Below are 24,376 nucleotides of genomic sequence, written 5' to 3' on the forward strand. Positions count from 1 at the left end.
AACACATGTCCAAGAAGATGCAGATCACCCTCACCGTCAACGGCACCCGGCACGAAGTGCTGGCAGAGTCGCGCGAACTCCTGATCCACGTCCTGCGCGAACGCCTCAACATCACCGGCCCGCATATCGGCTGCGAAACCTCGCATTGCGGCGCTTGCACCGTGATCATGGGCGAGCGGTCCATCAAATCCTGCACCGTCTTTGCCGCGCAGGCCGATGGCGCCACCATCACCACCATCGAAGGTTTGGGCACGCCCGACGCGCTCCACCCGCTGCAAGAGGCGTTTCGCGAACATCACGGGCTGCAATGCGGCTTTTGCACACCAGGCATGATCACCCGCGCGGCGCAACTCCTCAAGGAGAACCCAGACCCGACCGAAGAAGAGGTGCGTTTCGGCATGGCCGGCAATCTCTGCCGCTGCACCGGCTATCAGAACATCGTCAAATCCGTGCTCGCCGCAGCCGCCACACTCAATTCCGCCAAGGAGGCCGCAGAATGAACGACCTGACGCCAGACCGCGACGACCGCGCCGCCAAGCTCAAGGGCATCGGTTGCGCCCGCAAGCGCGTCGAGGACGCGCGCTTTACCCAAGGCAAGGGCAATTATGTCGATGACATCAAGCTGCCCGGCATGCTCTTTGGCGATTTCGTGCGCTCGCCTTACGCCCATGCCCGCGTCACCTCCATCGACACCTCCGCCGCCATGGCGCTTGACGGCGTGGTCGCGGTCCTGACCGCCAAGGACTTGGAACCGCTCGGCCTGCACTGGATGCCCACGCTTGCGGGCGACAAACAGATGGTCCTGGCCGATGGCAAGGTGCTCTTCCAGGGGCAAGAGGTCGCCTTTGTCGTCGCCCGCGACCGCTATGTCGCCGCCGATGCCGTGGAACTGGTCGAGGTCGAGTATGAGGAACTGCCCGTCATCACCGACCCCTTCGAGGCGCTCAAATCCGACACCGTGCTGCGCGAGGATCTCGCCCCCGGCGCGGATGGTGCCCACGGCCCCCGCCGCCACCCCAACCATATCTTTCTCTGGGAACAAGGCGACAGGACAGCCACCGAAGAGGTGATCGCCTCCGCCGATGTGGTGGCCGAGGAAATGATCTACTACCACCGCACCCACCCCTGCCCGCTGGAAACCTGCGGCTGCGTCGCCTCGATGGACAAGGTCAACGGCAAGCTCACGGTTTACGGCACCTTTCAGGCCCCGCATGTGGTGCGCACCGTGGCCTCGCTGCTCTCGGGCATCGACGAACACAACATCCGCGTCGTGTCGCCTGACATCGGCGGTGGATTTGGCAATAAGGTGGGCGTCTATCCCGGCTATGTCTGTTCCATTGTCGCCAGTATCGTCACCGGCCTGCCGGTGAAATGGGTCGAGGACCGGATGGAAAACCTGATGGCCACCGCCTTTGCCCGCGACTACTGGATGAACGGCAAGATCGCCGCCACCAAAGAGGGCAAGATCACCGGCCTCTGGTGCCATGTCACCGCCGATCACGGCGCCTTTGATGCCTGCGCCGACCCCACCAAATTCCCGGCCGGGTTCTTTCACATCTGCACCGGCAGCTATGACATCCCCGTGGCCTATGTGGGCGTCGATGGCGTCTATACCAACAAGGCCCCCGGCGGCGTCGCCTATCGCTGCTCCTTCCGCGTGACCGAGGCCGCGTATTTCATCGAACGCATGATCGAAATACTGGCCATTGAATTGGGCATGGATGCCGCAGAGCTGCGCCGCATCAACTTTATCCGTGCCGACCAATTCCCCTATCACTCAGCCTTGGGCTGGGAATACGACTCTGGCGATTATCACACTGCTTGGGATAAGGCGCTGAAGGCCGTGGATTACGACGGCCTCCGCGCCGAACAGGCCGACCGCGTCGCGGCCTTCAAGCGCGGCGAAACCCGCAAACTCATCGGCATCGGCCTCACACATTTCACGGAAATCGTCGGCGCAGGCCCGGTCAAGAATTGTGACATCCTCGGAATGGGCATGTTCGACAGCTGCGAGATTCGCATCCACCCCACCGGATCGGCCATCGCCCGCCTTGGCACGATTTCCCAAGGCCAAGGCCACGCGACAACCTTCGCCCAAATCCTCGCCACCGAAATCGGCATCCCGGCGGACAAGATCACGGTGGAAGAAGGCGACACCGACACAGCCCCCTACGGCCTTGGCACCTATGGCAGCCGCTCAACCCCCGTGGCAGGGGCAGCCACCGCGCTCGCCGGTCGCAAAATCCGCGCCAAGGCGCAGATGATCGCGGCCTATCTCTTGGAAGTCCACGACAGTGACGTCGAATTCGACATCGACCGCTTTGCCGTCAAGGGCGCGCCGGAACGGTTCAAGACCATGGCAGAGATCGCCTATGCCGCCTACAATCAGGCCATTCCCGGAGTCGAGCCGGGGCTGGAGGCGGTCAGCTACTATGACCCGCCCAACATGACCTATCCCTTTGGGGCCTATATCTGCGTGATGGAGATTGACGTCGACACCGGCGAGACGCAAATTCGCCAGTTCTACGCGCTCGACGATTGCGGCACGCGGATAAACCCGATGGTGATCGAGGGCCAAGTGCACGGCGGCCTGACCGAGGCGCTCGCCATCGCCATGGGGCAAGAGATCGCCTATGACGAGATGGGCAATGTCAAAACCGGCACTCTGATGGATTTCTTCATCCCCACCGCGTGGGAAACGCCGCATTACACCACCGATTACACCGAAACCCCCTCGCCGCACCACCCCATCGGGGCCAAGGGCGTGGGTGAGAGCCCGAATGTCGGCGGTGTTCCGGCCTTTTCCAACGCGGTGCATGACGCCCTGCGCCCCTTTGGCTTGCGGCACACCCATATGCCGCATGACCACTGGCGCATCTGGCGCGCCGCGCATGAGCTTGGGCTGCATGGCTGAGAGCGGACGGGGGGCGCTGCCCCCCGGACCCCCCGGAGTATTTCAGGAACAATGAAAGAGCGGGACAGCATGGCGGACTGGCGCGATCTGCAACAGGGCATGGCGGAGCATGGCTACATTGCGGGCGATGATCTGGTCATGGCCTTGCATATCGCGCTGTCGCTGGGGCGGCCTCTCCTGCTCGAAGGGGCGGCGGGCGTGGGCAAGACCGAAGTGGCGCGGGTTCTCGCGGCGTTGAAGGGGGCGCGTCTGATCCGGCTGCAATGCTACGAGGGGCTCGACGCGGCCCAAGCTATCTACGAATGGAACTACCCCCGCCAACTGCTCGCCATCCGCGCCGCAGCCGAAGGCGGCGAGACGGGAGCGGGCGTCGAGGCGCGGATCTTCTCGGATGAATATCTGCTGGAACGACCCCTGTTGCAGGCGATAAGGCAGGCAGAGCCGCCAGTCCTGCTGATCGACGAGATCGACCGCGCCGACGAGGAATTCGAGGCCTATCTGCTTGAAATTCTGTCAGAGTTCCAGATCACCATCCCCGAGATGGGCACCATCACCGCCACCGCGCGCCCCATGGTGATCCTCACCGCCAATGGCACCCGCGACCTCTCGGACGCGCTGCGCAGGCGTTGCATTTATGCCCATGTCGATTACCCGGACCGCGCCGCAGAGCTTGCGATATTGCAAAGTCGCTGCCCCCAGATCGACCAGCACCTTACCCGCCAGATCGTCAGCTTCGTGCAGGCAATCCGCCGCGAGGATCTGGAGAAAACCCCCGGCATTGCCGAGACGCTCGATTTCGCCGCTGCCCTTGCTGGCCTCGGCATCAACGATCTGACCCATGATCCGGTGATCCTGCAAGCCGCCCTTGCAACCCTGCTCAAGACCCAAACCGACCGCGCCAATATCACCACCGAAGTGGCGCAGCGCCTCGCAGGGCAGGCCGCATGAGCCGCGTCACCCGCTTTGCCGCCCGTGATCCGGGGCCATCCGCGCGCGTGGCGGGCTTTATCTCGCATCTGCGCGACAACGGCTTGCGTTTGGGCGTGGGCGAGACGGAAACAGCCCTTCGGGCCCTCACACATATCAACGCGGCCAGTCCCGACGAAACACGCCGCGCGCTCAAATCGGTCTGCGCCAGCACCGCCGATGACGTGGCCCAGTTCGACGCGCTTTTTGACAGCTATTGGCTGAACGCGGGCCGCGTGCGCGAGAAATTCTCCCCCAGCGACCGAAGCGGCAACGCGCACAGCCGCAACAGCCGCGATGCAAACGGCGAAAACAGCACCGCGCGCGGCCAGATTCATGCCCCCGACGAGGACGCAGGCGCATCCCATGGCGACGGCACCGGCACGCTCATCGCCAGCCGCACCGCGAGCCTGATGCACCACGACATGCGCAAACTGGTCAGCCCGCAGGACATTGCAGCGGCTGAATCCATCGCCCGCCGCCTCGCGCACGCCCTCGCCTACCGCCGCTCGCGCCGCCGCCGCGCAGCCCGCCGGGGCGATCAACTGCACTTCCGCCGCCTCATCCGCGCCAGCCTCTCGACCGGGGGCGAGCCGCTGACGCTGCCGCGCAAGAAACGCCCCGATCGGCAAATGCGGATCGTCGCCCTCTGCGATGTCTCCGGCTCGATGACGATCTACGCGCGGGTGTTCCTTGCCTTTCTCACCGGGCTTATCCGTGCTGATGACGCGACCGATGCGTGGCTCTTTCACACCCGCCCTGTCCACATCTCGGACGCGCTGCGCGACCCTGATCCGCTCCGCGCCCTCAATCGCCTGTCGCTCCTCGCGGATGGCTTTGGCGGCGGGTCCAAGATTGGCGCATCACTCGCGCAATTCGCCCGTGGCCCCGCGCGGCATTGCGTCAATTCCCGCTCGGTGGTGGTGATTCTCTCGGATGGATATGACACCGATCCGCCCGAAGCCTTGACCGATGCACTCACCCGCCTGCGCAAACGGGGGGGCCGCATCATCTGGCTCAACCCCTTGAAAGGTTGGAAGGATTACGCGCCCGTGACCGCCGCCATGGCCGCCGCCCTACCCCATCTCGACCTCTTCGCAGCAGCCACGACGCTCAATGATCTGGCGTCCCTTGCCCCGCAACTGGAGCGCCTGACATGATCCCCGACGCGCACGAGAGCGCCACCCGTCGCCTTGCCTCTGCCCGCACCCCCTATGCCATCGCCACGGTGATCCGCACCGTCGGGGCCACCGCCGCCAAACCCGGCGCGCGGGCGTTGATCCTCGCGGATGGCACCATCACCGAGGGCTGGATCGGCGGCGGTTGCGTGCGGGGCGCGGTGTCCCGCGCCGCCCAGAGCGCCATCGCCGAGGGCGCACCGCGCCTGATTTCCATCCAACCCGAAGAGGACCTGGCCGCGCAGGGCCTCAGCCCCGGTCAACGCCACGAAGGCCGCGACATCGCCCGCAACGGCTGTCCCAGCAAGGGCGCGATGGAGATTTTCGTGGAACCTGTCCTGCCCCGTCCCGAACTCGTGATCCTTGGTGCCTCGCCCGTAGCCTTGGCGCTTGCCACCCTTGCGCAGCCCTTCGGCTTTGACGTCACCACGCCCGATGCCATGCCTGAGTCTGGCCCGCTACCCGCCGCCAACCATGCCCGCATGGTGGTCATCGCCACGCAAGGGGTGGGCGATCTCGACGCCCTGCGCACGGCACTGGCCTCTGAGGCCGACTATATCGGTTTTGTCGCCAGCCGCCGCAAATTTGCCACCCTTGCCGCGCGTCTAGACGCCACCCCTGAGGCGCTCGCGCGCGTCCATTCACCAGCAGGCCTTGCGATCAATGCTGTCACGCCCGAGGAAATCGCGCTCTCGATCCTCGCGCAGATCGTCCAGCACCGCCGCCAAGGCCAGCGCCAGACCTGAGATTTCCCCTATTTATCAAGGAGCCCCAAATGGACCTCGCCGATGAAATCACCCTCAATGCGCCCAAGTCCCGCGTCTATGCCGCGCTCAACGATCCCGAAATCCTGCGCCAGAGCATTCCGGGCTGCGAGGAACTGATCAAACATTCCGATACCGAATTAGAGGCGCGCGTCGTGCTCAAGATAGGCCCGGTCAAGGCGCGCTTTACCGGCACGGTCACGCTCGACACCTCCGGCGCGCCGGATGCCTTTTCACTGACGGGTCAGGGCAATGGCGGGGCTGCAGGCCATGCCAAGGGCGGCGCGGATGTGACCCTGACCGAAGAGGAGGGCGTCACCACCCTGCGCTACACCGCTCGCGCCGACATCGGCGGCAAGCTCGCACAATTGGGCAGCCGCCTCATCCAGAGCACGGCAAAGAAGCTCGCCGCGCAGTTCTTTGCCAATTTTCAGGAGGTGGTCGCCCCGGCAGAGGTTTAGAGCTTCTCCAGAAACGCGGCGATCCCGGCCTCTGCGACCTCGCGATCCTGCATCGGCGTGCCCGAACTCACGCCGATGCCGCCGACAACCTCGCCATCCACCAGAACTGGCAGGCCACCGCCCACCACCATCAGCCGCCCGCCAATGGCCGAGGCGATGCCGTAAACCGGCTTGCCCGGTTGGCTCACCTCGCCATATTCATGCGTCGCCTTCTTGGCCCCGGCGGCGGTGAACGCCTTGTCGATGGCGATGGTGATCGACGTGACCTTGCCGCCATCCATCCGCTCGAACGCCACCAGATTGCCGCCCTCGTCGGTGATGGCGATGCACATCGGCACGCCCATCTCGGCGGCCTTGGCGCGCGCGCCTGCCAGCAATACCCCGGCATCCGCCAGATCGAGCCGTTTCACTGTCATCATGGCCTTGCCCCTTATGCCGCCTTGACCCCACGCCGCGCCGCATGCAGCAGCGGCTCGGTATAGCCCGAGGGCTGCTTGGCCCCCTCAAAAATCAGATCCCGCGCCGCCTTGAACGCCGCCCCGTCGAAATCAGGGGCCATCGGGCGGTAGGCCGGATCCTGCGCGTTCTGCGCATCCACCTTAGGGGCCATCCGCCGCAGTGACGCGTCGATCTCTTCGGCCGAGCATATGCCATGGATCAGCCAGTTGGCCAGATATTGCGAGGAAATGCGCAGCGTCGCCCGATCTTCCATCAGCGCCACATCATTGATGTCCGGCACCTTGGAACAGCCGATGCCCTGATCGACCCAGCGCACCACATAGCCCAAGATCGACTGACAGGAATTGTCCAACTCGCGCCGTACTTCCTCGCCCGAGAGGTTCCGCCCCACCATCAGCGGCGGCGTCAAGAGATCGGCGCGCGATGCACGGTCCCGCCCCTTCAGCGCCTCTTGCAGCCCGGCCACATTGACCTGATGGTAATGCGTGGCATGCAGCGTCGCCGCCGTGGGCGACGGCACCCAGGCGGTATTGGCCCCGGCCTTGGGATGGGCGATCTTGACCTCCAGCATATCGGCCATGTCATCGGGTCTGGCCCACATGCCCTTGCCGATCTGACCCCGCCCCGTCATGCCCGCCGCAAGGCCCGCATCGACATTCCCGGCCTCATAGGCCGCAAGCCAGATCGCCTTTTGCATCTCGCCCTTGGGAATGACCGGCCCCGCCTGCATCGAGGTGTGAATTTCATCCCCGGTCCGATCAAGAAACCCGGTGTTGATGAACACGCAGCGATCCTTGACCGCCTTGATACAGGCCATGAGGTTCGCCGAGGTGCGCCGCTCTTCATCCATCACGCCCAGCTTGACAGTATTGCGGGGCAGCCCCAGCATCTCCTCGACCTGCCCATAGAGCGTATCGACAAAGGCGCATTCCTCCGGCCCATGCAGCTTGGGAATGACGATATAGACCGATCCCGCCCGCGAATTGCCCGCCGCGCCACGCGCCAGATCATGCATCGCCGCCGCGACCGTGACGGCGGCATCCAGCATCACCTCGGGCGTTTCCTTGCCCTCCAGCAGCACCGCATCGGTGGTCATCAAGAGCCCCACATTGCGCACCAGCATCAGCGCGCGACCGGGATGCAGCACCTCATTGCCCTGCGGATCGACATAGCTCACATCCGGATTCAGCCGCCGGGTCAAGAGCCGGCCACCCTTCTCGAAGCGCTCTTCCAGATCGCCGCGCATCAAGCCCAACCAATTGCCATAGACCACGCATTTGTCGTCGGCATCCACCGCCGCGACCGAATCCTCGCAATCCTGTATAGCGGTCAGCGCGCTCTCGATCCGCACATCGGCAATGCCCGCCGGATCATCGCGACCAATCGCCGACGCAGGATCAATCACGATCTCGATCATCAACCCGTTGACGCGCAGCATCACACTGCCGCCCGCCGTATGGCCCGCAAACTGCGCCGCATCCGCCAGCCCGGTGATTTGCCCGGCCACGATGACACGCAACCCGCCGTCCACCTCCAAGGTCTCGACATCGGCCCAGGACCCGGCGGCCAAGGGCACCACCTTGTCCAGATGCGCCCGCGCCCATGCAATCACCTGGCGGCCGCGCGCCGCGTCATAGCCCGGACCCGCTGCACGCCCCGAAATCGCATCCGTGCCATAGAGCGCATCATAGAGACTGCCCCACCGCGCATTCGCGGCATTAAGCGCAAAGCGCGCATTCATCACCGGCACCACCAATTGCGGCCCCGCCACCTGCGCAATCTCGGCATCGACATTCTCCGTGCCCAGCTCGAACGCCTCCGGCTCCGGCACCAGATAGCCGATCTCGGTCAGGAATTCTCGGTACGCCGCCCCGTCAAACTGCTGCCCGCGCCGCGCCCGGTGCCAGCCGTCAATCTGCACCTGCAATTCACGGCGCTTGGCCAAAAGCGCCGCGTTCTTCGGGGCCAGATCCCGCAGGAGCGTGGCATATCCCGACCAGAATGCGTCAGCACTCAGCCCCAACAGCACCTCGTCCTCGATCAGACGCGCCAGCGGTGCCGCCACGCTCAGGCCGTGGCGCTCAACATATGTGGTCATGGTCGTCCCTCCGATAATCAGGAAATTCATTGGATTTGCAGCTACTTCAGCGGCACTGTACTTGTAAGAACGGGAAAAATGTTTTCCATTGTATGGAAAGGTATACCGAAAATGTCCGACCCTCAATCCCAAGGCGTCCAGTCCGTCGCCCGCGCGCTGCGCCTGCTCCAGTTGCTCAGCCAGCAGGACGAGGGTATGCGCGTCTCGGACCTTGCCCGTCAGGCGGATTTGGCGATCTCGACCACGCACCGCCTCCTCACCACGTTGGAATTGCAACACTTTACCCAGTTCGATTCCGACCGCGCGCTCTGGCATGTGGGGCGTGGTGCCTTTTCGGTGGGGGCAGCGTTTTCCCGGCGGCAAAATTTCGTGGCCCCGGCCTTGCCGCTCCTGCGCCGCTTGCGCGATGCCACGCGCGAGACCGCCAATCTCGGGATTCTCGATCAGGATGAGCTTGTCACCCTCTCACAGGTCGAAAGCCGTGAAATCATGCGCGCCATCTCGCCACCGGGCGGGCGCGTGCCCGCCTTTTGCTCCGGCATGGGCAAGGCGATTCTCGCGACCTGGCCCAACGCCGATATTGCGGATTTCGTGGCGCGGACCGGCTTTCACCCGATGACCAAGCGCTCGCACCGCAGCCTGAGCACCGCGATGGTCGATATCAGGCGTATCCGCGCCCAAGGCTATGCGCTCGATGACGAAGAACACGTAACCGGCCTGCGCTGCCTTGCCGCCGTGGTCTGGTCGCCTCAGGCCGAGGCGGTCTGTGCCATCTCGGTCTCGGGCCTTGCCGCCCGCCTGCCGGACGCCCGCCTCAGCGCGATCGGACGTCAAGTCGCCGACGCCGCAGCAGATCTAACGCTCAAGATCGGCGGACAGGAGCCGGTTTGAGACGGGGGGCTGTTGCTGACTTCGCCCCAAGCGCCAAAGAGCGGAATCAAGGTGCCGCAGGCACCGCCGCGCCCTCTTCTCACCGCAGCTTCAGCGTCGCCAATCCGACCATCGCCAGAATGAGCGCGATGATCCAGAAGCGGATCACGATCTGCGGCTCGGCCCAGCCCTTTTTCTCGTAATGGTGATGGATCGGCGCCATCAGGAACACCCGCTTGCCGGTGCGTTTGAAATAGAGCACCTGAATGATGACCGACAGCGCCTCGACCACAAAGAGGCCGCCGACGATGCCCAACACAAGCTCATGCTTGGTGGCCACCGCAATCGCACCCAATGCCCCACCCAGCGCCAATGATCCGGTATCGCCCATAAACACCGCCGCAGGCGGCGCATTATACCACAGGAACCCCAGACCGCCGCCCACCAGACCGGCGACAAAGATCAGGATTTCCCCTGTGCCCGGCACATAATGCAGCCCCAGATAATCGGTGAAATCAACCCGGCCCACGGTATAGGCAATCACGCCCAAGGCGGCCGAGGCGATCATCACCGGCATGATCGCCAGACCGTCCAGACCATCGGTGAGATTGACCGCATTGGCCGCCCCCACGATCACGAACATCGCAAAGGGGATGAACAAGAACCCCATGTTGACCAGCACATCCTTGAAGACCGGCAGCGCCAATTGATACTGCAATTCCGTAGGATGATGCAGCCCGGCCCAGTAGGCCGCGATAAAGGCGATCACAAAGCCCAACCCCAACCGCGCCTTGCTCGAAACGCCCTTGACGTTCTGCTTGCTCACCTTGGCGTAATCATCGGCAAATCCGATCAGGCCAAAGGCCACCGTGACGAACAGCACCAGCCAGACATAGGGATTGTCCAACCGCGCCCAGAGCAAGGTCGAGGTCAAGAGCGCGCCCACGATCAAGAGCCCCCCCATAGTGGGCGTGCCCGCCTTGGAAAAATGCCCTTCCGGCCCGTCGCTGCGAATGGGTTGCCCTTTGCCCTGCCGCTTGCGCAGCACAAGGATCAGGGGTGGCCCGAACAGGAAACCAAAGATCAGCGCCGTCATAAAGGCTCCGCCCGCACGGAACGTGATGTAGCGGAAGAGATTGAAGAAATCCCCGCCATCCGACCAGATGGTCAGCCAATAGAGCATTTCGCTATCCTTCCTCTGCCACCCGGCCCGCGCGCCGCAGCGCCTCGACCACAAGGCTCACCCGGCTCCCCTTGGAGCCCTTTACCAACACCACATCACCCGCATCAATCAGTCGGTGCGCCTGCGCCGCGAGATCCTCGGCGGTCGCGGCCCACCGGCCCTGCCGGTCCTCGGCCAACACTTCCCAGAGCGCGCGCATGCGCGGCCCCACACAATGGATTTCGTCGATCTGCGCCATAGATGGCAAATCGGCCAATCCGGCGTGCATCGCGACTTCATCCGCGCCCAATTCCAACATATCACCCAGAATTGCAATGCGCCGTCCACGGGCCACGCGTCCCACACCATCGCGCGGCTGCGCCGCCGCCAGAACCTCGAGTGCTGCGGCCATCGAGGTCGGATTGGCGTTGAATGCGTCGTCGATCAGATCAATGCTCATCCCGTCGCTGGCCAGATCAAGCACAAGCTCCTCGCGGGTGCCGCGCCCGGCAGGCGGGGCCCATCCTGCCAGATCGGCCATCGCCACGGCCCGGTCACAGCCAAGTACCTGCACCACCGCCAGCACGGCCAACGCGTTCATCGCGAAATGCCGCCCCGGCACACCAACCTTGTAGACCAGCGGCGAGCGCCAGGCGCGGGCGTGGCCCACGGTGACACGGTCATGCAGTTCAACGTTGAGCAGGCGATGATGCGCGCCCCGAGCGGTGCCAAAGCTGAGGGTCCGCGCAGCATGGCGCATGGCCTCGGCCCGCAGGATCGGCGCCGTTGCGATATCGGCATTGATCACCGCGACGCCCCCCGGCTCCAGCCCCTCAAAGATGCTGGCCTTTTCGCGCGCGATGCCTTCGATATCCTCGAACGCCTCCAGATGCGCCGCCGCCACCGTGGTGATGACCGCCACATGCGGCCGCGCCATCCGCGCCAGAGGCGCGATTTCGCCCGGGTGGTTCATGCCGATCTCGATCACGGCAAACTGCGTATCGACCGGCATCCGCGCCAGCGTGAGCGGCACCCCCCAATGATTGTTGTAACTGGCCTCCGCCGCATGGGTGCGGCCCTGATGGCTCAGTACATCGCGCAACATCTCCTTGGTCGAGGTCTTGCCGACCGATCCGGTCACAGCCACCACCTTCGCCCGGCTGCGCGCCCGACCCGCGCGGCCCAATGCCTCCAGCCCCGCCTGCACATCCTCCACGACCAGGAGCGGTGCATCCGCACCAACCCCTTCGGGCACGTGGCTCACCAATGCCGCCGCCGCCCCCTTGGCCAGCGCTTGCGCAACAAACTCATGCCCGTCGCGCGCCGCACTCAGCGCCACGAAGAGATCACCGGGCCTGAGCGTGCGCGTGTCGATCGACACGCCCGACACCTGCCAGTCGCCCGTCACCCGCCCACCTGTGGCCGCAGCGGCCTCCTGCGCCGACCAGAGGCTCATATCCGCCCCCCGTCCAATACCGTCACCGCCAAACTCGCCTGCTCCGCATCGTCAAAGGGCAATACATCCTCGCCCACGACCTGCCCGGTCTCATGCCCCTTGCCACAGATCAAGAGCGCATCCCCCGGCCCCAGCGCATCCACCCCGCGCAGGATCGCCTCGGCCCGGTCGCCCACTTCGGACGCCCCCGGACAGCCCTGCATCACCGCCGCCCGGATACTCGCCGGGTCTTCGGAGCGGGGGTTGTCATCGGTCACGATCACCAGATCGGCATAGGTGCCCGCCGCCTGCCCCATCAAGGGCCGCTTGGCGCGGTCCCGGTCGCCCCCCGCGCCCACGATCGCAATCAGCCGCCCCATGACATGCGGACGCAGCGCCTTGATCGCGGTGGCCACGGCATCCGGCGTGTGCGCATAATCCACGAACACGGTCGCACCAGTGTCCCGCGTTGCAGCCAGTTGCATGCGACCGCGCACCGTCTTCATTCCCGGCAGAGTTTCGAACACGCGCTCGGCATCGGCCCCGGCCCCGATCGCCAGCCCGGCGGCCAAGAGGACATTCTCCGCCTGAAACCCGCCAATCAGATCAAGGCGAAGCTGATGCACCTCATCTTCCCACTCAAACCGCAACGCCTGCCCCGTGGCATCGAACCGCTGCGCCTTCAGACGCAGATCGGCCCCGACCTCGCGCCCGACGGTGATAAGATCCTGCCCCCGTTCGGTGGCAATCGCCGCCATCTCGGCCCCTCGGGAATCGTCGATATTGATCACCGCAACCCCATCCTCGGGCAAAACGCGGGAAAACAATCCCGCCTTGGCTGCGAAATACTCGTCAAAGCTGGCGTGATAATCCAAGTGATCTTGCGTGAAATTGGTGAATCCTGCCGCCACCAGATGCACACCGTCCAAACGCCTCTGCGCCAATCCATGCGACGACGCTTCCATCGCGGCATGGGTTACACCCGCCAACTCGCATTTCGCCAGCATACGGTGCAGGGTGATCGGTTCGGGCGTGGTATGGCCAAGGGGCGCGCTATAGGCACCCTCGACCCCCGTCGTGCCCAGATTGACCGCATCAAAACCCAGCCGCTCCCAGATCTGCCGGGTAAAGGTGGCGACGGATGTCTTTCCATTGGTGCCGGTTACGGCAATCATCGTCTCGGGCTGAGCGCCGAACCAAAGGGCAGCGGCAAAGGCCAGCGTTTGACGCGGGTCTTCGGCCACCACGAGCGCCGCATCGCTCAGGCTGAGAAAGTCCTGCGCCAACCGCGCGCCGATGGCATCGGTCAGGATCGCACCCGCCCCTTGCCGCAACGCATATTGAATGAACTCGGCGCCATGCACCTTGGTCCCCGGCAAAGCGGCAAAGAGATAGCCGGGCTTTACCTCACGGCTGTCCACCGCCAAGCCTGTGATGTCAGCCTGCCGTCCGGCTTGGGCTGTTAATCCCAACGCCGCCAATGTTCTGATTTGCCCCACCGCACTGCCCCGTTCCGGCTTAATTCGATGTCAGGCTTATAGCAGCAAGCGGGCTGGGTTCAATCTCGGGTCGCAGCCCAAGCAAAGGGGCTACGCGACGTATGATTTCCGCGGCCACCGGCACGGCGGTCCACCCCGCGGTGCGGCGGGGCTCATCCCCAGAGGTCTCGACCGGCTCATCCAGCGTGACCACCAGCACATATTTCGGGTCATGCGCCGGAAACATGCTGGCAAAGGTAGAGATGACCTTGTCCTTGTAATATCCGCCCCCGCGTTCCTTGGGCTTGTCGGCAGTGCCGGTCTTGCCCCCCACCGCATAGCCGGGCACTTCGCCAAGGCTTGCCGTGCCCTCGGACACGACCTGCCGCAGCATCTTGCGCATGGCGGCCGATGTCTCTTCGGACATCACCCGCTCGCCCGGCGCGCGGGTCGGATCGCGCAAAAGCGTCGGCGTCACCCGACGCCCGCCATTGGCAATCGTTGCATAGCCCGCCGCCAGATGCATCGGACTGACCGACAGACCATGCCCGTAAGAGATCGTCATGGTCGACAAGTCTGACCAGTTCTTCGGCAAGAGCGGCGTGCTCCCCGAGGCTTCGGCAATCTCCAACTGCACAGGGTCGATAAAGCCAAGCTGATCGAGGAATTCGCGCTGCCGCTTGGCCCCGATTTCCAGCGCGATGCGCGCGGTGCCCACGTTCGAAGATTTGACGATCACCTTGGTGACGCTCAATTCCGGCCCGTAATTCTTGAAATCCCGGATACGGAACTTGCCCCATTGCATCGGGCTCTTGGTGTTGACGATCGTGTCCGGCGTGACAAGTTTCAGCTCCATCGCCTGCGCAATCGGAAACACCTTGAACGTGCTGCCCAGCTCATAAACCCCCTGCACCGCCCGATTGAAAAGCGGGCTGTCACTGGGACTGCCCGATGTCGGCAGTGCGGGACGATCATTGGGATCAAAATCCGGAAGCGAGGCCACCGCCACCACTTCGCCGCTCTTTGCATCCATCAGGATACCCGCCGCGCCTTTGGCGTTCATGATCTTCATGCCACCATAGAGCACCCGCTCCATCGCCGCCTGCACACTCAGATCGAGCGACAGAACAAGCGGTTCATGCGCCTGCGCCGGATCGCGCAGCCGCGCGTCCTGATGCCGCTCGACACCGGCGACTCCAACCAATTCGGCGGCATGCACCCCCTCACGGCCAAAACTGGTGCCGCCCAACACATGTGCCGCCAGCCGCCCATTGGGATAGAGCCGCATTTCGCGTGGGCCAAACAACAGACCTGGCTCACCGATATCATGCACCGCCTGCTTTTGCTCGGGGCTCAGCTTCCTCTTGATCCACAGGAATTTACGCGGCCCCGTGAAATCCTTGATCAGCCTTTCCCGCTCCAGATCGGGAAAAATCTCGACCAGCCGGTCAGCGGCATGGCCCGGATCAACCATCATTTGCGGCTGCGCATAGAGGCTATGCGTGTCGAAATTGGTGGCAAGGATGCGCCCCTCGCGGTCCACTATATCCGCGCGCTGTGCGAAGATCTGCGATCCGGCAACGCTGGTCGCCGGTTCCGCAGGCTCGGTTCCCGCCAATACCGCCATCCGTCCGCCCACAACGGCAAAGGCCGCAAAGAACACGGCAGACAGAACCAAAAGCCGCCCCTCGGCACGACGTCGCGCCCGGTCGCGCATCTCCTCATGCCGCAGGCGGATATTCTCGCGCTCGATGGCGTCGGGATTCTCGCCACGATTGCGGGCCTCTAGAATACGCGCCAACGGGCGCAGGGGGGTGCGGATCATGGGAACTGCTCCATGTTCGAGACATCAACAGGATTGGTGATCGGCAATTCGACCGGCTTGGGAAAGGCCACCTGATCCACCCGACCGAACTGATAGGGTTGCAGCGGCAAAAGACCCAGCTTGTCGTAGTTCAACTCCACCAGATCCATCAACCGGTCTGGCCGGTTGAGATAGGCCCATTCGGCATTCAGCACCCGAAGCCGCGCGCGCGCCTCGCCGATGCCGCGCTGCAACGCCTGCGCCTGCGCCTGCGCCTCTTGGGTCCGGTAATTCTCGCGATACGCCCAGAACGCCAAACCGATGACCGTGAGCGCGGTCAAAACACAAATCAGACTGCGCATCATCGCTCTCCTTTCAACATGGGCATCCCAAGCTGTGACCGTTCCGTACGCCCTGCCCGCACGTCCGTACGAACCGCCACGCGCAGTCGGGCCGACCGGGCGCGCGGATTGGCGGCCAGTTCGTCGTCATCCGGCCCGATCGCCTTGCGCGATTTGAGGGAAAATTGCGGCTCTTCACGCGCCATTTCAGGCGCGTGACGGCTGCCGGTGCCACCCCCGCCAGAGCGTAACTGCATGAATCTCTTGACCATTCTATCCTCGATGGAGTGAAACGTCACCACCGCCAACTGCCCACCGGGCCTCAACGCCCGCTCCGCCGCCTCTAACCCCTCGATAAGCGATCCATATTCGTCATTCACGGCAATCCGTATCGCCTGAAAACTACGGGTAGCCGGATGCGCCTGCCCCGGCTTGGAACGCGGCAAACAGCGCTCGACAATGCCCGTCAGTTGCAGCGTCGACTCGATCGGGGTGACTTCACGCGCCTTGACAATGGCCCGCGCGATCCGCCGACTTGCGCGCTCCTCCCCATAAAGATAAAGAATATCAGCGAGTTCCGCCTCATCTGTGGTGTTCACCAAATCTGCCGCAGTTGGCCCGTCCTGACTCATCCGCATGTCAAGCGGACCATCCCTCATAAACGAGAATCCCCGCTCCGCCCGATCCAACTGCATCGAAGACACCCCCAGATCGAGCACAACACCGTCTAGGTCTGCGGCATAGTCATCCATCTGCGCGAAATTGCCCTGCACCAACCGCAGCCGGTCGCCATACTCCGCTCCCCACTCCCGCGCCATCTCCAACGCCAGCGGGTCGCGGTCCACACCGACCACCTGATCCGCCCCCGCCTCAAGCAGCCCGCGCGCATACCCCCCAGCCCCCAGCGTGCCATCCAGCCACACGCCGCGCACCGGCGCCACCGCCGCAAGCAACGGGCGCAGCAGGACGGGGATATGTGGGGCGGTGTTTCTTGGGGCGGCGGCAGCAGCCATGGCTTACGCCCCTTTCGGTTGATCCAAGAGGATCAGCGGATCGAAATCCTCGGGGAAGTCTTCCAGCCAATTCTCGGTTTTCGACAATTCATCGGCGTCGTAGGTTTCAGGCTTCCAGATTTGAAACGTATCGCCTGCCGCGATGAAGAACGCCTCATCCTCAAGCTCGATCTTCTTGCGCAGCTTGGCCGGCAGCACCAGCCGCCCGGTTTCATCCACCGATGTGGGAAAGCTCTGTCCGTGGAACATTCGCTGCAGCATCTTGCGTTCCATAGATCCGCGCGGCAGGGCGTTGATCTTGTCATCGACCTCCTGCATCGCCTCAATGGTATAACACTCAAGGTAGCGCCGCCGATGGTCGCCATAAACGATGATCAGTTCGGGATTGAGGCCGTCGGTCCAGTTCGGGTCTGAGGCCTCGATCACACGGCGAAACAGGGCCGGGATTGATACCCTGCCCTTTCCATCCACCTTGTGGAGACTCTCGCCTCTAAATATCCGGCCCACTGTCCCGTTGGTCCCTTCTTATGCCCCAGCTTGAAAACGAACCCTTGAAACACGAAACGGCGGGTTGATCTGCTGCCACTGATCAACCCGCCGCCCTCGTCCCGCTTGAGCGGGGGGTGTCCGACTGCGCACGCCACCTGGGGGGATGTCTGCTCGCTCGCGCGCCGGATCTCTTTGTTCGATGAAAGCGGGGGCCTGTATGAAACCTGACTTGGGAGTTTTCGGGGTCTTTGCGCCCCTCTTTGATCCCGTCCTCATCGTGTAATCTTCATACAATGGGAAATGCTCCCATGGCAACGATTTTTTACGATACTCGATACAGTATCTAGTTCCTAACATACCCAGAAAACAACATCATGTGGCAAAGCATCACAGTATATTACCGTATATTGTGCACAATATTCAAATAATAACAATATATGCGCCAATACTTCTTCTAAAGAATGTCCCGTAATTTCCCAATAAGTTAATAACTTTTCCTCTTAAAAGCCATCTCGCCCCACAACTATTCCCCGAACAACCTCATAAACCCAAGCATCGACAATCGAAATTCCCAGAGTGATTCGCGGAAAACTGCTTATTTTTCGCAATAAAGCACCTCTATCCCATCCATTCCCATGCCAATGCCTCTTTTGGGCTACAAACGACAGAACCCCGCCTGATTGGCGGGGTTCTTGGAGTGGGGGCTGTTGCCAAGTCGCGACGATCAGGGGTGCGCGTAATCGCTCAACTCACCAATCGCCGCAAGGCAGGCACGCGAGACAGGATCAGAGCGTCGAGTGCGAGCACTGTGATCAACGTCACCCCCGCAAGCGGAAAGGCCAGCGACACCGCCAAACCGACCAGCACAGCTCCCTGCCACATCGGCATGTCCTTGGGCAATGGCGGCGCCGAGAGACGTCCGCCTGCCCCGGCGGGGCGGCGTTTCCACCACATCACCACGGAACTGACACACAGAAACAGAACCGCGAGGCAGAACACCGTATTGGCCAGCACACTCCAGAGCCCCATTGTGCCCATATGAAGCGCGATCCCTACCGCCATCGCCTTGCCCGCCAGCGAATAATCCGCAAAGCGCACATCGGCGAGGATATTGCCGGTATATTGATCTACATGCACCGTGCGGTCGCTGGTAGGATCGGTATTGTCAGTATTCATCGAGTCCCGGTTGATCGTCCAGACGCCAGTTTCGCCGTTGGGCAGGTTGAGCTGATACCGCGCGTCAAAGCCGATCTCGCGGGCGAGCACATCCAGCGTGTCGATATTGACGACGGTCCCGGGATCGACCCCCTCGTGCCCTGCGTGACTGCCAGAGGCCGGCATCGGTGTAAGCTCCAGCGCCCAAGGCACCTCTTTGCGATCATGGTTCATGCTGGCATGAATATCGTCCGAGAGCGGCACGTTATCCCATTTCTCAGCGGGAAACTGACTCCAGGCTTGAACCATCTTCTCGCCCCAGATGCCCGCCCAAGCGAGGCCCGAGACAAGAAAAAAAGCCAGAACAATGGATATCCAGAAGCCCAGAACTCCATGCAAAGACCGCCAGAGCGCCCGCCCACGCCCAAATGTGGGGATCAGTGCGGCACGCCAGCCTGCTTCTCGCGGCCACCACATATACAGACCCGTGGCAATCAGAACCATGCCGAGAGAGGCCGCAATTTCCAGCATGCGATCACCGGTCACGCCGAGCATCAACTCGCTGTGAATTCCATCTGCAAAGTCATACCAGCCAGAGCGGCGCGGGAAAATCTCCAGCACCTGCGCCGTATAGGGATCGACAACGACCATATTGGCCTCGCCCTCGAGATCGACACGGAAAATCGCGGCCAGATCATCGCGACGCGGGGCGACGTATTGTTTGAGCGTGCCGCCTGGAATAGCGCTGAGCGCGCCCTCAGCCTGAACCGATACAGACAGCGCCACATCTTGCGGCACCACCGGCGTGCGTTCTCCATCACGCCCATCAACCCATGAAATCCAGAGCATCATCATGCCGGTAACGGCCAATATGCAGAAGAACGGAATCACGAACAGACCGGCGTAAAAATGCCAGCGCCACGCCGCAAAATAGAACTTGTTGACCCCATGGCGCGCCTGCGCAGGGGTGTAGGCCGGATCAATCGACGTCATGTATATCTCCATCAGAGATGGCCCTCTAACGAGAGGGCAGAATTTGAAATGAGCAGGGGTTTAGAAAAATCAGACGCGCGGCGGAGCGCGGCTTTGTGGCAAGACATTCGACCTTGCCAGTCGCAGACCATGAGAGCCATCGGGCCGCAAATCCACGATGCGCGGAGCGAACCACGCCGTATAGGGCATCTCTGCGGACGGCAGTAGCATGCCATCGACCAGACGACAGGCCTCGCAACCGTTTGTCGCCTGATGCTTTGAATGCCCCGACGGATGGCCTTGCGCCACATGGTCTTCACAGAGATCCTGCGCTGAGCCACCCGCGGCGACAAAGGCAAGGTAGTCCGGGTCCATACTACGCGAACCATCGACGCGATGCGCAAAGCCCACGGCTGCCATCGCCACACTGAGGGCGAAGACCAAAATAAATCGTGGAAAAAGGCTCAATGAAACACGCATCATGGACGAAATCCTGACACAGGTTACAGAGTCGCACCAGCCTCAATTACCTCCGGTCGCAGCGCAATTCCTCGCTCCAACTCGTGGCACATCTGCGCGGCGGGCAGGCTCACTTCAGGAGACAGGCCCAGAACCACCTCGCCCATCGACTGAAATCCACCTGCAATGCAGAATGGCACGGCATTCAGAGGACAGAGGCAGTGCAGGCGATGCACGCCTGCCCGGCCCGCTGTCACCTTGAGATGCTCCAACAGAGCGCGGCCAATTCCCTGGCCCTGCCAATCCGGCGCAACGGCCAGATGCCGCAGATGCGCATGTCCCAGAGGGCAGGTCCGACCAAATGGGCTTATATCGCTCCAACCCGCGATGCCCCGCACATCCTCCCCGACCTCAGCCAGATAGTACCGCCCGCCGAACAGGAGCGTCGGTGCCGAGCGGGTGAGAATGGGGACGGCTTGGCGCACCAATGCCTCGGGATATACGCGTTGCATCTGCAGACCATAGGCCGCACGGAGCAGATCTGAGATCGCGGAATGATCGGCGGGAAAGACTGGGCGGATCAGAAACTCGGGCATTGGAGACACCTTGCGGTAAAATCACCGGCTACCGGAGCGCCCCAAAAGAAAAAGCCGCGCTCGGGTTGGCGCGGCTTTGGCTGTCTGGTCTGAAAGGGGATCTTACTTGATCTTGCCTTCCTTGTACTCGACATGCTTGCGCACCACGGGATCGTACTTTCGTACGGTCATCTTTTCGGTCATGGTGCGTGCGTTCTTCTTGGTCACGTAAAAATGGCCCGTGCCCGCGGTCGAGTTCAGACGGATCTTGATGGTCGTCGGCTTCGCCATTGGTTATCTCCTGCGCCGGGCAATCGGGTTACCCGTGAATATCTCATGAAGCCTGCCTTTTACCGACGCGTGCGCCCGAGTCAACCGCGATTGTCGTGAAAGTCAGCTATTTCCTTGTTCAACCCGCTCAGTTCGAGGACAGACGCGTCGGTTGCCGATAGAAATGATGCACGCCAATAGAGGCCGTGCGCGGAAACTGCCGGGCCCAACGCGGCGCGACAGCGCGGGTATGGTAATGCGTTGCGCCGCTGGTCAGGCTGCGAGGGGCACCATCGACCATCAACCGGGCAACTTTGCCCACGGTCTGATAGGCGGCGCGCTCTGCAATGACGTCGGAATGCCCGTCGCAAGTGTATGTAAATTGGCATTCATACTTTCGGCCGGTTCCCTGATGGATCACGCCGCAAACTGTATTGGGATAAGAGGGATCATCAACCCGATTCAGGATGACTTCGGCCACCGCGAACTGTCCCTTGATGCTTTCACCTCGGGCTTCAAAGTAAAGCGCCTCTGCCAGACAGCGCCACTCGGCTCCGCCTTCGGCTGGGCTTTGCTGATCAAGCCATGTGCTCGAATAGCTGATCTCGGTCTCTGGGCGGCTCAAATAGCTCGCCATTCTGTCACCTGAGATCGCGCGCAATGCGCGCATTTCCTGTTCCATCAATCGGGTCACGGGTGCGTCTGCGACGACCGGACCTGCCAACACTGCGAGTGCCGCAGCGAGTGCAATCCGTCTCATACATCTTCTCCAAGCCGATGGACGTATGGTCCACTGCATCAGCGCCCTCTAGACAAAAAGGCCCTTTGCGTCCACCCGAGCCACCGGCAAGTTCCCGCCTATGGCTTTTGCTGTCGCAAAAAGCACCTCGACTTTGTCTGATGTTGCGCAAACGGCGGGTCTGACTACCGCATCTTGTCTTTGACGGTCAGCTGTGCGGCAGCAAGTCGCGCCACCGGAACACGGAACGGAGAGCAGGAAACGTAGTTGAATCCGGCATCCCGGCAGAAAGCGATTGATTCGGGGTTGCCACCATGCTCACCGCAGATCGACAGGCTGATGTCAGGATTGGCCGCACGCCCGCGCTCTGCCCCGATCTTGAGCAACTCGCCCACACCATCGACATCGAGCATGTGGAACGGGTCTTCGGGATAGACGCCCTGCTTGACATACTCCGACATGAACCGCCCTGCGTCGTCACGCGACAGCCCATAGGTCATCTGCGTCAGGTCATTCGTGCCAAAGCTGAGAAAAGACACCAACGGCGCAAATTCACCGGCGCGCAACGCCGCGCGCGGCGTCTCGACCATTACGCCCAGATGATAGGTGAAATCGCGCCCAGTCTCGTTTCGCACTGCCGCTGCCACCGCATCGACCCGGGTTTTCACCAGCTCAACCTCACGCTTGGCACTGACCAGCGGAATCATGATCTCCGGCACCACCGGCGCACCGTCGCGACTGGCCTCGAGCGTTGCTTCAAAGATGGCCCGTGCCTGCATGTCGTAGATCTCGGGCACGGTGATACCCAGACGCACACCCCGCATGCCCAGCATCGGATTATATTCGCTCAGCGCCTCAACCCGCCGTGTCACATCCGACAAGGGCAGATCGAGCGCCTCTGCCAATTGCAGATGCCCCACCCGGTCGGTCGGCAGAAATTCATGCAGCGGCGGATCAAAGAGGCGAATACACACCGGAAGCCCTTGCATGATGCGGAACAAATCCGCCAGATCGGCCCGCTGCATCGGCAAGAGCCGCTCGAGCACGGCGGCGCGATCCTTGCTACCATCGGCAAAGATCATCTCGCGCATCACCGTCAACCGCTCGGTGTCAAAGAACATGTGCTCGGTCCGGCACAGCCCAATGCCACGCGCATCAAAATTGCGCGCAACCACAGCATCGGCGGGGGTGTCGGCATTGGCCCGCACCGCAATATCGCGCACATCATCGGCCCAACTCATCAGCGTCTGAAACGATTCATCCCGCGCGGCCTCGAGCAACGGGGTCTCTCCGGCCAAAACCAAACCGTTGGTGCCGTCGATGGTGATCACATCCCCAGCCTTGACCACCCGACGGTCGGGCATGGTCAATTGCTTGCGATGGGTCTGGAAATGGATTTCTGACGCCCCCACAACGCAGGGTAGGCCAATGCCGCGCCCGATCACCGCTGCATGGCTGGTCATGCCACCGCGCTCGGTCAGCACCGCCACCGCCGCATGCATGCCGCGAATATCCTCGGGGCTGGTTTCACGTCGCACGAGGATGCAGGGTTCGCCGCGCGAATGACCCGCCTGCGCTTCGGCGGCGGAAAACACCACCCGGCCCGTGGCGGCACCGGGACTGGCGGCAATCCCGCGCGCCAGCACATCGCGGGGCGCATTCGGGTCCACTTGACGGTGCAGCAATTCATTGAGCGAGCGCGGCTCGATCCGCATCAGCGCGTCGTCACGGGTAATGATCCCGTCCTCGGCCATGCGCACCGCAATGGCCACCGCCGCGCGCCCGTTGCGTGGCACCCGTAGACCGTCGAGAATCCAGACCTTGCCGTTCTCGATGGTGAACTCAGCCTGCATTTCCTCGCGCAGCTTTGCGCGCATCAATTCCGTATGCGCCCTGATCTCGGCAAAGGCGTCTGGCGCCAGTTCCTCGAGCGAGGGGCCGCGCGGGTCACGCGTCAGATAGAGCGCATCCACCCCGCCGCTCAGCGCATCGCGCCCTTGGCTCTGACTCAGGTAGCGTCCGATGATCTGGCGCGCGCCAGTCACGCCATTGACCAGTTGCATCACGCCAGAGCCGCATTCCCCCTGCCCCAACCCAAGCGCCAATTCCTGCACCACAAGGCCCAACCCCGCATCGGCAGGTGCGCCCTTGGCCTGCCGCAAGAGCCGCGCGGTGGTCCCCTCCCAGGCCCGCGCCATAGAGCGCAGCACCTCGGTCAATTGCTTGCCGGGATCTTGGGGGAATTCCTCTTCGGCCTCGACCTCATAGGCCTTGAGCGCTTGGCTGAGGCCCAGAACCGGGTCTTCGGACACATCCTCGAACACATCCGGGTCCAGCCGCGCCACATGGATCGCATAGGCCTGCACAAAGCGCAGATAGATGTCAGACGCCGCCTGCTTGCCGATCCGGTCCGACAGTTCGACAAACCGCGCATCGTTGATGCCAATGTTCAGAACGGCCCCCGGCCCACCCCAATCGGGGTCTTCGGACGAGGGGCGCACGCAAAGGAGCGGCGCATCGCCAAAAGGGGCGAGAAAGCGCGCCATATCCGGCACTTCCCCCGCCGCGATCCGGTGCACCGCCTCGAACGACAGCGCGATGGTGCGCGGCACCGGCAGATCGAGCCGCACAAGGCGTTGAAGACATTTCGCCCGCCCCCCGTGGGTGTGGGTCTGCACCGGGGCCGAAGGGGTGATGAGGGTGATATGGCTGTCGTCTTGCTGCACTGCGGCACCTTTCGTTTGCCCGCACCATACGCGCGTTGCGGCACAAGG

Annotated in this window: 22 protein-coding genes; 7 read left to right on the forward strand and 15 right to left on the reverse strand. The window is 62.8% G+C overall.

Going from position 1 to position 24,376, the window contains the following annotated elements:
- Positions 1-5 precede the first annotated feature (5 nt).
- The 6 genes from ACSSVY_RS12310 to ACSSVY_RS12335 all read left to right on the forward strand — a co-directional run bounded on the left by ACSSVY_RS12310 (position 6) and on the right by ACSSVY_RS12335 (position 6,283).
- Positions 6-500 (forward strand): (2Fe-2S)-binding protein, encoded by a 495-nt coding sequence (locus ACSSVY_RS12310; protein WP_454269836.1) that lies wholly within the window; start codon positions 6-8, stop codon positions 498-500.
- On the forward strand, positions 497-2,914 hold the full coding sequence (locus ACSSVY_RS12315; protein ID WP_454269837.1) for an aerobic carbon-monoxide dehydrogenase large subunit: 2,418 nt from the start codon (positions 497-499) through the stop codon (positions 2,912-2,914). The genes ACSSVY_RS12310 and ACSSVY_RS12315 overlap by 4 nt, the downstream gene beginning before the upstream one ends.
- Before the next feature lie 69 nt (positions 2,915-2,983).
- Complete coding sequence (locus ACSSVY_RS12320) at positions 2,984-3,862, forward strand: AAA family ATPase (protein WP_454269959.1); 879 nt, start codon at positions 2,984-2,986, stop codon at positions 3,860-3,862.
- The gene (locus ACSSVY_RS12325) at positions 3,859-5,040 is read left to right on the forward strand and encodes a vWA domain-containing protein (protein ID WP_454269838.1); all 1,182 of its coding nucleotides are present in this window, start codon (positions 3,859-3,861) and stop codon (positions 5,038-5,040) included. Before ACSSVY_RS12320 ends, ACSSVY_RS12325 begins: the two co-directional genes overlap by 4 nt.
- Positions 5,037-5,804 carry an XdhC family protein gene (locus tag ACSSVY_RS12330; protein WP_454269840.1) on the forward strand — a complete coding sequence of 256 codons (768 nt, stop codon included), beginning with the start codon at positions 5,037-5,039 and terminating at the stop codon, positions 5,802-5,804. The genes ACSSVY_RS12325 and ACSSVY_RS12330 overlap by 4 nt, the downstream gene beginning before the upstream one ends.
- A 29-nt stretch (positions 5,805-5,833) precedes the next feature.
- Positions 5,834-6,283, forward strand: a complete 450-nt coding sequence (locus ACSSVY_RS12335) for a CoxG family protein (RefSeq protein WP_454269842.1) — start codon at positions 5,834-5,836, stop codon at positions 6,281-6,283.
- On the opposite strand, the gene ACSSVY_RS12340 is transcribed toward ACSSVY_RS12335, so the two are convergent.
- Both ACSSVY_RS12340 and ACSSVY_RS12345 read right to left on the reverse strand, forming a co-directional pair.
- Positions 6,280-6,702, reverse strand: a complete 423-nt coding sequence (locus tag ACSSVY_RS12340; RefSeq protein ID WP_296631644.1) for a GlcG/HbpS family heme-binding protein — start codon at positions 6,700-6,702, stop codon at positions 6,280-6,282. The two genes, ACSSVY_RS12335 and ACSSVY_RS12340, sit on opposite strands and share 4 nt — an antisense overlap.
- Positions 6,703-6,713: 11 nt before the next feature.
- Positions 6,714-8,840 (reverse strand): malate synthase G, encoded by a 2,127-nt coding sequence (locus ACSSVY_RS12345; RefSeq protein WP_454269843.1) that lies wholly within the window; start codon positions 8,838-8,840, stop codon positions 6,714-6,716.
- Between the two features lie 111 nt (positions 8,841-8,951).
- Here ACSSVY_RS12345 and ACSSVY_RS12350 point away from each other — a divergent pair, with 111 nt between their 5' ends.
- Positions 8,952-9,731 (forward strand): IclR family transcriptional regulator, encoded by a 780-nt coding sequence (locus ACSSVY_RS12350; RefSeq protein ID WP_454269844.1) that lies wholly within the window; start codon positions 8,952-8,954, stop codon positions 9,729-9,731.
- A 79-nt stretch (positions 9,732-9,810) separates the two neighbouring features.
- Here the strand turns inward: ACSSVY_RS12350 and mraY are convergent, their stop codons facing one another.
- From mraY to ACSSVY_RS12415, 13 genes are all read right to left on the reverse strand, one after another.
- Positions 9,811-10,893, reverse strand: a complete 1,083-nt coding sequence (gene mraY / locus ACSSVY_RS12355; RefSeq protein ID WP_009819358.1) for a phospho-N-acetylmuramoyl-pentapeptide-transferase — start codon at positions 10,891-10,893, stop codon at positions 9,811-9,813.
- 4 nt (positions 10,894-10,897) lie between these two features.
- Positions 10,898-12,328 carry a UDP-N-acetylmuramoyl-tripeptide--D-alanyl-D-alanine ligase gene (locus tag ACSSVY_RS12360; protein ID WP_454269845.1) on the reverse strand — a complete coding sequence of 477 codons (1,431 nt, stop codon included), beginning with the start codon at positions 12,326-12,328 and terminating at the stop codon, positions 10,898-10,900.
- Entirely contained in the window at positions 12,325-13,806 is a 1,482-nt protein-coding gene (locus ACSSVY_RS12365; protein ID WP_454269847.1) for a UDP-N-acetylmuramoyl-L-alanyl-D-glutamate--2,6-diaminopimelate ligase, read from the reverse strand. Before ACSSVY_RS12365 ends, ACSSVY_RS12360 begins: the two co-directional genes overlap by 4 nt.
- A gap of 19 nt (positions 13,807-13,825) precedes the next feature.
- Positions 13,826-15,610 carry a peptidoglycan D,D-transpeptidase FtsI family protein gene (locus ACSSVY_RS12370; protein WP_454269848.1) on the reverse strand — a complete coding sequence of 595 codons (1,785 nt, stop codon included), beginning with the start codon at positions 15,608-15,610 and terminating at the stop codon, positions 13,826-13,828.
- Entirely contained in the window at positions 15,607-15,954 is a 348-nt protein-coding gene (ftsL, locus tag ACSSVY_RS12375; RefSeq protein WP_454269849.1) for a cell division protein FtsL, read from the reverse strand. Before ftsL ends, ACSSVY_RS12370 begins: the two co-directional genes overlap by 4 nt.
- Entirely contained in the window at positions 15,951-16,943 is a 993-nt protein-coding gene (gene rsmH, locus ACSSVY_RS12380) for a 16S rRNA (cytosine(1402)-N(4))-methyltransferase RsmH (RefSeq protein WP_454269851.1), read from the reverse strand. The genes ftsL and rsmH overlap by 4 nt, the downstream gene beginning before the upstream one ends.
- A 3-nt stretch (positions 16,944-16,946) precedes the next feature.
- Positions 16,947-17,450, reverse strand: coding sequence for a division/cell wall cluster transcriptional repressor MraZ (gene mraZ / locus ACSSVY_RS12385; RefSeq protein WP_454269853.1), 504 nt, complete (start codon positions 17,448-17,450; stop codon positions 16,947-16,949).
- A gap of 726 nt (positions 17,451-18,176) precedes the next feature.
- Positions 18,177-19,580 (reverse strand): PepSY-associated TM helix domain-containing protein, encoded by a 1,404-nt coding sequence (locus ACSSVY_RS12390; RefSeq protein WP_454269854.1) that lies wholly within the window; start codon positions 19,578-19,580, stop codon positions 18,177-18,179.
- Positions 19,581-19,649: 69 nt separating this feature from the next.
- The gene (locus ACSSVY_RS12395; RefSeq protein ID WP_454269856.1) at positions 19,650-20,042 is read right to left on the reverse strand and encodes a hypothetical protein; all 393 of its coding nucleotides are present in this window, start codon (positions 20,040-20,042) and stop codon (positions 19,650-19,652) included.
- Positions 20,043-20,062: 20 nt separating this feature from the next.
- Positions 20,063-20,614: a GNAT family N-acetyltransferase gene (locus ACSSVY_RS12400; RefSeq protein ID WP_454269857.1), complete on the reverse strand. Its 552-nt coding sequence runs from the start codon at positions 20,612-20,614 to the stop codon at positions 20,063-20,065.
- Positions 20,615-20,716: 102 nt separating this feature from the next.
- A complete protein-coding gene (gene rpmG / locus ACSSVY_RS12405; RefSeq protein ID WP_007799108.1) occupies positions 20,717-20,884 on the reverse strand; it encodes a 50S ribosomal protein L33 in 168 nt (55 codons plus the stop codon).
- A 127-nt stretch (positions 20,885-21,011) separates the two neighbouring features.
- Complete coding sequence (locus ACSSVY_RS12410) at positions 21,012-21,623, reverse strand: cell wall hydrolase (protein ID WP_040650757.1); 612 nt, start codon at positions 21,621-21,623, stop codon at positions 21,012-21,014.
- 164 nt (positions 21,624-21,787) lie between these two features.
- Entirely contained in the window at positions 21,788-24,328 is a 2,541-nt protein-coding gene (locus ACSSVY_RS12415; protein WP_454269859.1) for a putative PEP-binding protein, read from the reverse strand.
- Positions 24,329-24,376: the final 48 nt, after the last annotated feature.

The sequence above is a fragment of the Roseovarius sp. MBR-51 genome (genome assembly GCF_053628575.1).

Coding starts and splice junctions, on each gene's coding strand:
- ACSSVY_RS12310 (WP_454269836.1), top strand. CDS start 6: ATGTCCAAGAAGATGCAGATCACCCTCACCGTCAACGGCACCCGGCAC.
- ACSSVY_RS12315 (WP_454269837.1), top strand. CDS start 497: ATGAACGACCTGACGCCAGACCGCGACGACCGCGCCGCCAAGCTCAAG.
- ACSSVY_RS12320 (WP_454269959.1), top strand. CDS start 2,984: ATGGCGGACTGGCGCGATCTGCAACAGGGCATGGCGGAGCATGGCTAC.
- ACSSVY_RS12325 (WP_454269838.1), top strand. CDS start 3,859: ATGAGCCGCGTCACCCGCTTTGCCGCCCGTGATCCGGGGCCATCCGCG.
- ACSSVY_RS12330 (WP_454269840.1), top strand. CDS start 5,037: ATGATCCCCGACGCGCACGAGAGCGCCACCCGTCGCCTTGCCTCTGCC.
- ACSSVY_RS12335 (WP_454269842.1), top strand. CDS start 5,834: ATGGACCTCGCCGATGAAATCACCCTCAATGCGCCCAAGTCCCGCGTC.
- ACSSVY_RS12340 (WP_296631644.1), bottom strand. CDS start 6,702: ATGATGACAGTGAAACGGCTCGATCTGGCGGATGCCGGGGTATTGCTG.
- ACSSVY_RS12345 (WP_454269843.1), bottom strand. CDS start 8,840: ATGACCACATATGTTGAGCGCCACGGCCTGAGCGTGGCGGCACCGCTG.
- ACSSVY_RS12350 (WP_454269844.1), top strand. CDS start 8,952: ATGTCCGACCCTCAATCCCAAGGCGTCCAGTCCGTCGCCCGCGCGCTG.
- mraY (WP_009819358.1), bottom strand. CDS start 10,893: ATGCTCTATTGGCTGACCATCTGGTCGGATGGCGGGGATTTCTTCAAT.
- ACSSVY_RS12360 (WP_454269845.1), bottom strand. CDS start 12,328: ATGAGCCTCTGGTCGGCGCAGGAGGCCGCTGCGGCCACAGGTGGGCGG.
- ACSSVY_RS12370 (WP_454269848.1), bottom strand. CDS start 15,610: ATGATCCGCACCCCCCTGCGCCCGTTGGCGCGTATTCTAGAGGCCCGC.
- ftsL (WP_454269849.1), bottom strand. CDS start 15,954: ATGATGCGCAGTCTGATTTGTGTTTTGACCGCGCTCACGGTCATCGGT.
- rsmH (WP_454269851.1), bottom strand. CDS start 16,943: ATGGCTGCTGCCGCCGCCCCAAGAAACACCGCCCCACATATCCCCGTC.
- ACSSVY_RS12390 (WP_454269854.1), bottom strand. CDS start 19,580: ATGACGTCGATTGATCCGGCCTACACCCCTGCGCAGGCGCGCCATGGG.
- ACSSVY_RS12395 (WP_454269856.1), bottom strand. CDS start 20,042: ATGATGCGTGTTTCATTGAGCCTTTTTCCACGATTTATTTTGGTCTTC.
- ACSSVY_RS12400 (WP_454269857.1), bottom strand. CDS start 20,614: ATGCCCGAGTTTCTGATCCGCCCAGTCTTTCCCGCCGATCATTCCGCG.
- rpmG (WP_007799108.1), bottom strand. CDS start 20,884: ATGGCGAAGCCGACGACCATCAAGATCCGTCTGAACTCGACCGCGGGC.
- ACSSVY_RS12410 (WP_040650757.1), bottom strand. CDS start 21,623: ATGAGACGGATTGCACTCGCTGCGGCACTCGCAGTGTTGGCAGGTCCG.